Source organism: Pseudidiomarina atlantica (assembly GCF_000753735.1).
In the GTDB taxonomy this organism is placed as follows: Bacteria; Pseudomonadota; Gammaproteobacteria; order Enterobacterales; family Alteromonadaceae; genus Pseudidiomarina; species Pseudidiomarina atlantica.
This window is the reverse complement of record NZ_JPIN01000046.1, coordinates 1-1,093: the sequence shown is the minus strand read 5'-3', so window position 1 is coordinate 1,093 and position 1,093 is coordinate 1. Positions and strand designations below refer to the sequence as shown.

2 protein-coding genes are annotated in these 1,093 nt (G+C 41.5%); both read left to right on the top strand.

Going from position 1 to position 1,093, the window contains the following annotated elements:
- The coding region (locus tag IDAT_RS13425; protein WP_280113592.1) for an RHS repeat-associated core domain-containing protein at nucleotides 1-600 on the top strand (600 nt) is incomplete at its 5' end.
- A 15-nt stretch (nucleotides 601-615) separates the two neighbouring features.
- Nucleotides 616-999 (top strand): hypothetical protein, encoded by a 384-nt coding sequence (locus IDAT_RS13315; protein WP_156099537.1) that lies wholly within the window; start codon nucleotides 616-618, stop codon nucleotides 997-999.
- The last annotated feature ends 94 nt before the right edge of the window (nucleotides 1,000-1,093 follow it).

Genomic DNA, 1,093 nt, shown 5'->3' with positions numbered 1-1,093 from the left:
GGGCGGTTTTATTCGAATGACCCGGTTGGCTTCAAAGCCAGCAACCCGATGCTGTTTAACCGCTACGCGTATGCGAATAATAACCCGTATAAGTATGTGGACCCGGATGGTGCTGAGCCCATCCCATTTTCACGAGCTGAACTAGCCGATACGCGCGCACTTGCAAGTGGACAAATAAGTCGGGGACAGTTTGCGAGTAGAGCCGCTTCACGCAGTGTGGCAGCTGGCATAGCACTCCGAGGAAGCCCAGCTGGACGAGCGCTATCGATCGCTCGAATGGTGATTGGGGCTGTTTTTAATGAATCTGGTGATGCTATAGAAGGGATTTTGGATGGTACTACCGAGGGAGAAAAGACCAAGGGTAGAACAAGAAATTTTGACAAACTTGGAGGCATGGATCAGGCAAACAGTGACTTTGATGACGTGGTGGATCCTGATACTGTTGAAACCATAACAGATGGTAAAGGTGGAAAAGGAAGAAGAGGTACTGTAAATGATGGTAGCGGCAGAAAATTGAATGTTAGACCTAATAGTAGCGATGGTAGACCTACCGTTGAAATTCAAGATGGTAAAAATAAAACAAAAATTAGATATAATTAAGAGAAAAGTTAGTATATGAGTACAGATATTTATTCTACATGGCAACCAATATCAAATCTTAGTGGTAGGGTGACCGTTGATAAAGTTGAAGACACGGATGAAGGCCTAGCTATTTATATTCGTCAAGTTAAGTCAAAGAAAGTATTTAGAATATTGTTCGACTCCTATGTTGCTTATAGAAACATGGATGAAAGCTATCGCGCTAGGACTTTTTCAGCACATGGTTCTTTTGAAAATAGTTTTAATATTGTTCAAAGCTCTTCTTGGTTAGAATGGGTGCATGCTGAGAGCCAAGGTTATTATCAGGGTAATGATATTATCCACTATTCAGTAATTACCGATGCTGATTGTATTGATGTATTGTCTGAGTTTGAGCCAGAGGTAGATATTTTCGAATAGTTCACATTCTTAGGATGTTCAACGTTCCGTATAGACCATGTTCATTTTAGAGATGGCTCATCTATCAGGGCAAGATCGTGAACGTTTATTAACC